This window comes from Streptomyces populi, assembly GCF_002911015.1.
Taxonomy (GTDB): domain Bacteria; phylum Actinomycetota; class Actinomycetes; order Streptomycetales; family Streptomycetaceae; genus Streptomyces; species Streptomyces populi.
This window is the reverse complement of sequence record NZ_KZ626907.1, coordinates 38496-44916: the sequence shown is the minus strand read 5'-3', so window position 1 is coordinate 44916 and position 6421 is coordinate 38496. Positions and strand designations below refer to the sequence as shown.

Below are 6421 nucleotides of genomic sequence, written 5' to 3'. Positions count from 1 at the left end.
GGCACGTCCGGGACCGGGCACGTCCGGGACCGGGCACGTCCGGGACCGGGCACGTCCGGCCCTCGTCCCGTCCCCTGTCCCTCGTGTCCCCTGTCCCGTCCCGTCCCTGCCCCTCGTCCCGGACAGGGCCCGTCGGCCCCCGAACCCGCCTCGGAAAGGGACCATCGGCCCCGTTCGAGAAGACCATCGGCCGCCGCGCCGGCCACCGCCGCCGGTGGATGCTGACGGCGACCGATCCGGAGGAATCCCGTGCACGATCACACAGCCTTCCCTCGAGGCCGATCCCACCGCTGCCGCTCACGGTGGGAACCGCGCGCGCCCAGGTCCGGTCACCGTCCGGCCGCCCGCCCCGTCTGCCCTGACTCCAGGGCGGCCGGACACACTCCCGGACCGCCGCGAAGGGCGGGACGATGATGAGTGCCGCAGGGGCCATCCGCCACCAGCGCCACAACGCGGGGCAGCGGCCGTTCATCGTCATCTGGGAGTCCACCCGGGCCTGCCCGCTGGCCTGTCTGCACTGCCGGGCCGAGGCCGTGCCCGACCGCGACCCCCGGGAGCTGGACACCGTCGCCGCTCAGGACCTGCTGCGCCAGGTGGCGGCCTTCGGGCAGCCGGCCCCCCTGTTCGTGATCACCGGAGGGGATCCCTTCCAGCGCCCCGACCTGACGGACCTCATCGCCTACGGCCGGAGGATCGGCGTCCGGGTCGCCGTCTCCCCGTCCGGCACCCCGACGCTCACCGAGGAACGGCTGCGCGCCGTGCACGCCGCCGGCGCCTCCGGGCTGTCCCTCAGCCTCGACGGCTCCACCGCCGAACTCCACGACACCTTCCGCGGGGTGCCCGGAGTGTTCCGCTGGACCCTGGACGCCTGGGACGCGGCGCGCGCCCTCGGCCTGAAGGTGCAGATCAACACCACGGTCACCCGGCACAACCTGCACGACCTCCCCGACATCGTGCGCCTGGTCGCCGAGCACGGGGCGATGCTGTGGAGCGCCTTCTTCCTGGTGCCCACCGGCCGCGGCCGCACCCTCGGCGTACTGACCCCCGACGAGGTCGAGGACGTCCTCAACTTCGTCTACGACGTGGGCCTGACCATCCCCGCCAAGACCACCGAGGCCCATCACTTCCGCCGGGTCGTGCTCCAGCGGCAGATCCTCACGAACAAGGGCGAGGACCATGTCGCGGCGCTCGGACTCGGCCCCCTGTACAGGGAGTTGCGCGACCGGGCGGCCGAACTGGGCCTGGCCGACGCGGTGCGCCGGGTACGGCGTCCGCCGCTCGACGTCAACGCCGGCCGCGGCTTCGTCTTCGTCTCGCACACCGGATCCGTCCACCCCAGCGGCTTCCTTCCGCTCGGCGCGGGCAGTGTGCGCGAGCGGCCGCTGACGGAGATCTACCGCACCTCCGAGCTGTTCACCGGCCTGCGGGACGCGGACCGGCTGGGCGGCAGGTGCGGGGCGTGCGAGTTCCGCCGGGTCTGCGGCGGCTCCCGCTCGCGCGCCTACGGCGTCACCGGCGATCCGTACGCGGAGGAGCCGTGGTGCGGCTACGTCCCCGGATCCTTCCCCTACCAGCGCGAACTGGCCGCGCTGACGGCCGGCGGCTCCCGTCCGCGACCGCCCGCCGGCCTCCGTCCGCCCACAGGCCCCCGGCCGACCGCCGCCCCGGGCGGCAAGGAGCACCACCGTGCGCAGCAAGACCGATGACCTGACCGCCGGAGGCACCCGGCCGCCCAGCAGGTTCAAGGCGTCCGGACAACGCGGCCGTCACCTGGCCGCCCACGCCCTGGTCGCGGCCTGGGCGGCGCTCGCCCTGCTGGCGGCGAGCGAGCGGCAGACCCTGCCGGTGGCCCGCTGGCTCGCGATCCACCTGTTCCTGCTCGGTGCCGCCACCACCGCGATCGTGGTGTGGAGCGAGCACTTCGCGGTCGCCATGCTCCACACCCGGCTGCCCGACCGGCGATGGAGCAACACACGGCTGGCCGGTGTCAACGCCGGGGTCGCCGGTGTCCTCACCGGCGTGTGGGCTGATCTGCCCGCCCTGACCGGCGCCGGCTGCGCGCTGCTGATCGCCGCGATCACCGCGCACCTGGTGGTGCTGGTCCGCATGGGGCGGGGAGCACTGGGCGGACGGCTCGCCCCGATCGCCGACTACTACCGGGCCGCCGCCGCGGCGCTGCTCGTCGGCGCGGTCCTCGGCTGGCTGCTGGCCACCGGCCGGGGCGGCCCGCGGCACTACACCGGGCTCGAGCTGGCCCACGTGCACATCACGCTGCTCGGCTGGATCGGACTGCCCGTACTGGGCACGCTGTTCATGCTCTGGCCCACCGTCCTGGGCGTGCGCATGGCCGAACGCACCACGCGGCTGGCCCGCCGGGTACTGCTGCTGACCGGCGGCGGCCTGCTGACCGCGGTCGCCGGACTGGCGGCCGGACAGCGCCCCGCCGCCGTTCTCGGCATGACCCTCTACGCCGCCGGCGTCGTCGTCACCGGGTACCTGTTCGCCCGTACGCCGCGCAGGAGTCCCGCGGTCTCCGCGGCGGCCGCGTGGATGCTGGCCGCGGCCATGGGATGGCTGGTCATCGGCGTGATCGCCGACCTGGGGCTCCTGACCGCCCGGCCGCTCGCCGCGGTCCAGGAGGACCTCGGCACGCTGGTCCCCGTACTGCTCGTCGGACTCGTCGCACAGGTCCTCGTCGGGGCCCTGACCTATCTCCTTCCCGTCGTGCTCTCCTCCGGTCCCAAGGAGCGGGCCGCGCTGCGCGCGGTACTGGAGCGGTACTGGCCGGCGCGGCTGGCGGTCCTCAACCTCGGCGTCGCCCTCATGGCGCTGCCGCTGCCCGGCCCGGCCGGTACCGCGGGCGGGCCGCTCGCCGGGGCGGCCGCGGCGGCGTTCCTGGCCCTGGTGGTGGCCGTGCTCGTCCGCGGCCGCCGCGGTCCCTCACGGACGGCCGACGGATCCGGCGCGGCACGGCGCCCCGTCCTGTGGGGCACCGCCGCGGGCGCCGTGGTGACCGTGCTGGCCGTCCTGGTGGCGAACAGCGGTGGTGACACGGGCGGTTCCGACGTCGCCGCCGGAGCGGCGGGCGCGGGCTCCGGGGTCACCCGTACCGTCGCCGTCACCCTGGCCCACATGCGGATCCGCCCGGCCCGGATCGAGGTCGCCGCCGGCACCACCCTGCGGCTGGAGGTCACCAACAGCGACGCCATGCGCCACGACCTCAAGGTCGAGGACGGCCCGGCGACACCGATGCTCGCCGAGGGGCACACCCGCACCCTCGACGTCGGGCGCATCACCGGGAACCGCGAGGCATGGTGCACCCTGCCCGGCCACCGGGCGGCCGGGATGGCGATGTCCATCGTCGTCACCGAAGACACCGGCAGCAGCAGCGGCACCGACGCCGCGGGTGCGCACGACCACGACCACGGTTCCATGGCCGCGGCCTCCGACGGCGGTCTCGACCTCTCCGCCGACTTCTCCGCGGGCTGGCGGCCCCGCGACGCCGCACTGGCCCCCGTGCCCGGCGGAACGCTCCACGAGGTGGAACTGCGCGCCGCGCACACCGAGGTCGAGGTGGCCCCGGGTGTGAAGCAGCAGATGTGGACCTTCGGCGGCAGCGCCCCCGGCCCCACCCTGCACGGCAAGGTCGGCGACGTCTTCGAGGTCACCCTGGTCAACGACGACACCGGCATGGGCCACGGCGTCGACTTCCACGCCGGCTCCCTGGCCCCCGACAAGCCCATGCGCACGATCCAGCCCGGCGAACGCCTGGTCTACCGCTTCCGTGCCGAGCGGGCCGGGGCCTGGCTGTACCACTGCAGCACCTCACCGATGCTCCAGCACATGGGCAACGGAATGTACGGCGCCGTGATCATCGACCCGCCCGGCCTGAAGAAGGCCGACCACGAGTACGTGCTGGTCTCCTCCGAGCTCTACCTCGGCACCCCGGGCAGTACCGCCCAGGTGAAGAAGATGCGCGACGACACCCCGGACGCCTGGGTCTTCAACGGCATCGCCGACCAGTACTCCCAGCGGCCCCTGAAGGCGAAGGCCGGTGAACGGGCCCGCTTCTGGGTGGTCGCCGCCGGACCGAGCGACGGCATCGCCTTCCACATCGTCGGTACCGTCTTCGACACCGTGTACAAGGAAGGCGCCTACCTGCTCCGGCCGGACGGGCCGGGCGGCTCGCAGGTGCTGGACCTCGCCACCGCGCAGGGCGGCTTCGTCGAGACGGTGTTCCCGGCGGCCGGGCACTACGCCTTCGTCGACCACGACATGCGCCACGCCGAGGCCGGAGCGCACGGCATGGTGGAGGTGAGCGACTGATGGGCACCGTCGGCTGGTGGTCCCTCGTACGCTTCGCGCACGTGACGGGCGCCGTCCTGTGGGTCGGCGGTCAGCTCGCCCTGTCCCTGGTGATCCTGCCGCTGGCCCGCCGCCTGCTCGCCCCCGGGGCCAAGGACCGCTTCACCGCCGCGGCGGGACGCCGGTTCGGGATGCTGACCGGGGCCGTGTTCCTGCCGGTGCAACTGGGCACGGGCTGGGCCATGGCCTGGCACAGGGGCGTCACCTGGGCCTCGCTCGCCGAGCCCGGCTACGGCCGCACCCTGGCGGCCAAGCTCGCCCTGTTCGTCATCGTCATGATCGCCGCGGCGGGCCACGGCATCGCCCAGGCCAAGGGCCGCCAGGAGCTGGCCCGGGCCCTGGCGGTCGTCTCCCTCGTGGGCTCCCTGGGCGTGGTCCTGCTCGCCACGGCGCTGCCCTCCACCTGACCTCGACCGTCCCCCGTCCCACCGTGTGAAGGAGCCTCGATGCAGACCCGGAAAGTCGACGCCGCGACGGTTCGTACCCTGCTGGCCGCGGCGGTGGCGGCGCCATCGATCCACAACACCCAGCCCTGGCGGTTCGGCCTGGACCCGGACACCGGAGTGATCCAGGTCCGCCTCGACCGGGGCCGTCGGCTGCCGAAGGCCGATCCCCGGCTGCGCGCCCAGCACCTGTCGGTGGGCGCGGCCGTCTTCAACCTCCGGGTGGCCGCCGAGCACCTCGGCTGGGACCCGGTCGTCCGGCTCTGCCCGGACCCGCACGATCCGGACCTGCTGGCCACCGTGTGGCTGGCCAGGCCCGCCCCGGACGCGCCGTCGCCCCTGCGCGACCTGTACGACGAGGTCGAGCGCCGCCACACCAGCAGGATGCCCTTCACCGGCCGCCCCGTGCCGGAACCGATCACGTACGAGATGATCAGCTCGGCCCGGGCCGAGGGCGCGCACCTGGACGTGCCGGACATCATCGGCACGCGGCGCCTGCTGCGCCTGACGCAGGCGGCCGAGGCCCGCAACGCCGCCGACCCGGCCCGGGTCGGCGAGGAGCGCTCCTGGGTCACCGTGCCGGGGGCCGACGCGTCGTACGGCATTCCGGTCACGGCGCTGGGCGCGCGGGACGCCTCCGGCCGGATGCCGGTGCGGGACTTCACCGCCGGGCTGTCCGTGCCACGGCTGCCGGCCCTGCGCTTCGAACGCCACGCGCAGGTGGCCCTGTTGTGGACCGCCTACGACTGGCGGGAGGACTGGCTGAGGGCGGGGCAGGCCCTGGAGCGCGTACTGCTCACGGCGACCCGGCACGGGGTGCGCACCTCGGTGCTGCACCAGGCGATGGAGTGGCCTGACCTGCGGGCGGCGATGGCCGGGGCCAAACGGCGGTGCGGCCCGCAGGTACTGATCCGCTTCGGATACGGCACCGACGGGGGCCGCACGCCGCGCGCCTGCGCGGACCCCGTACCGGAGGCGGATCCGGGGGCCGCGGGCTTTTCGGGAGGGTCCTGAGCGGCGGGGAGGGCGTGCGGGCGGGACCCGGTTCGCGGGGAGGCCGTGCGGGCGGGTCCGAGCGGCCGGGAGACCGCCCGCGCGGACCCGGACCGCGGGGAGGACGTTCGGGCGGGGTCCGGCCGGCGGTCACCGCCTCAGGCGTGTCACCTGAGGTCGCGTCCGGTGACCATCTCCGATTCGATCCGCACGAACACCGCGTTCCGCAACGGCATCCAGGACGTCGGACCGACCTGCGACAGCCGTTCGCACTCGGCGGCGTCGGTCACGACGGTGGCCCGTCCGGTCACGACCACGCTCCAGCCGGACCGGGTCTCCACGTCGAACTCGTCGGCTTCGAAGGCGACCACGACGCCGTCGATCGCGCGGACGAGTTCCGAGCCCGACGAGGTGCGCAGCAGAACGGAGTCGTCCGTGTCCAGACAGAAGTTGACCGGGAGGACCGCGGGCAGTGCCTGCCGGGTGTACACCACGCGGCCGACCGGGACCTTGGCCAGGAGGCGCAAGCACTCCTGCCGGTCGAGTTCGTGAAATCTGTCTTCCTGGGACATCCCGTCATCGTCCCTCCACGAGCCGGGACCGTGTAGGGCCGGTCGGCC

Annotated in this window: 5 protein-coding genes; 4 read left to right on the top strand and 1 reads right to left on the bottom strand. The window is 74.3% G+C overall.

The window, feature by feature from the left end; translation table 11 throughout:
• The first annotated feature begins 410 nt into the window (after nucleotides 1–410).
• Genes CW362_RS28470 through CW362_RS28455 form a run of 4 tightly spaced genes read left to right on the top strand, consistent with a single transcriptional unit; the run spans nucleotide 411 to nucleotide 5822 of the window.
• A complete protein-coding gene (locus CW362_RS28470; RefSeq protein WP_103552464.1) occupies nucleotides 411–1706 on the top strand; it encodes a TIGR04053 family radical SAM/SPASM domain-containing protein in 1296 nt (431 codons plus the stop codon).
• Nucleotides 1687–4326 carry a multicopper oxidase domain-containing protein gene (locus CW362_RS28465; protein ID WP_206301073.1) on the top strand — a complete coding sequence of 880 codons (2640 nt, stop codon included), beginning with the start codon at nucleotides 1687–1689 and terminating at the stop codon, nucleotides 4324–4326. Before CW362_RS28470 ends, CW362_RS28465 begins: the two co-directional genes overlap by 20 nt.
• A complete protein-coding gene (locus CW362_RS28460) occupies nucleotides 4326–4772 on the top strand; it encodes a hypothetical protein (RefSeq protein WP_103552463.1) in 447 nt (148 codons plus the stop codon). Before CW362_RS28465 ends, CW362_RS28460 begins: the two co-directional genes overlap by 1 nt.
• A gap of 39 nt (nucleotides 4773–4811) precedes the next feature.
• Nucleotides 4812–5822, top strand: coding sequence for an Acg family FMN-binding oxidoreductase (locus CW362_RS28455; protein ID WP_103552462.1), 1011 nt, complete (start codon nucleotides 4812–4814; stop codon nucleotides 5820–5822).
• A 146-nt stretch (nucleotides 5823–5968) separates the two neighbouring features.
• On the opposite strand, the gene CW362_RS28450 is transcribed toward CW362_RS28455, so the two are convergent.
• Nucleotides 5969–6373: a pyridoxamine 5'-phosphate oxidase family protein gene (locus tag CW362_RS28450; protein ID WP_103552461.1), complete on the bottom strand. Its 405-nt coding sequence runs from the start codon at nucleotides 6371–6373 to the stop codon at nucleotides 5969–5971.
• Nucleotides 6374–6421: the final 48 nt, after the last annotated feature.

What these genes read in the sequence shown, in the direction of transcription:
- CW362_RS28470 (WP_103552464.1), top strand. Translation starts at nt 411, where the DNA reads ATGATGAGTGCCGCAGGGGCCATCCGCCACCAGCGCCACAACGCGGGG.
- CW362_RS28460 (WP_103552463.1), top strand. Translation starts at nt 4,326, where the DNA reads ATGGGCACCGTCGGCTGGTGGTCCCTCGTACGCTTCGCGCACGTGACG.
- CW362_RS28455 (WP_103552462.1), top strand. Translation starts at nt 4,812, where the DNA reads ATGCAGACCCGGAAAGTCGACGCCGCGACGGTTCGTACCCTGCTGGCC.
- CW362_RS28450 (WP_103552461.1), bottom strand. Translation starts at nt 6,373, where the DNA reads ATGTCCCAGGAAGACAGATTTCACGAACTCGACCGGCAGGAGTGCTTG.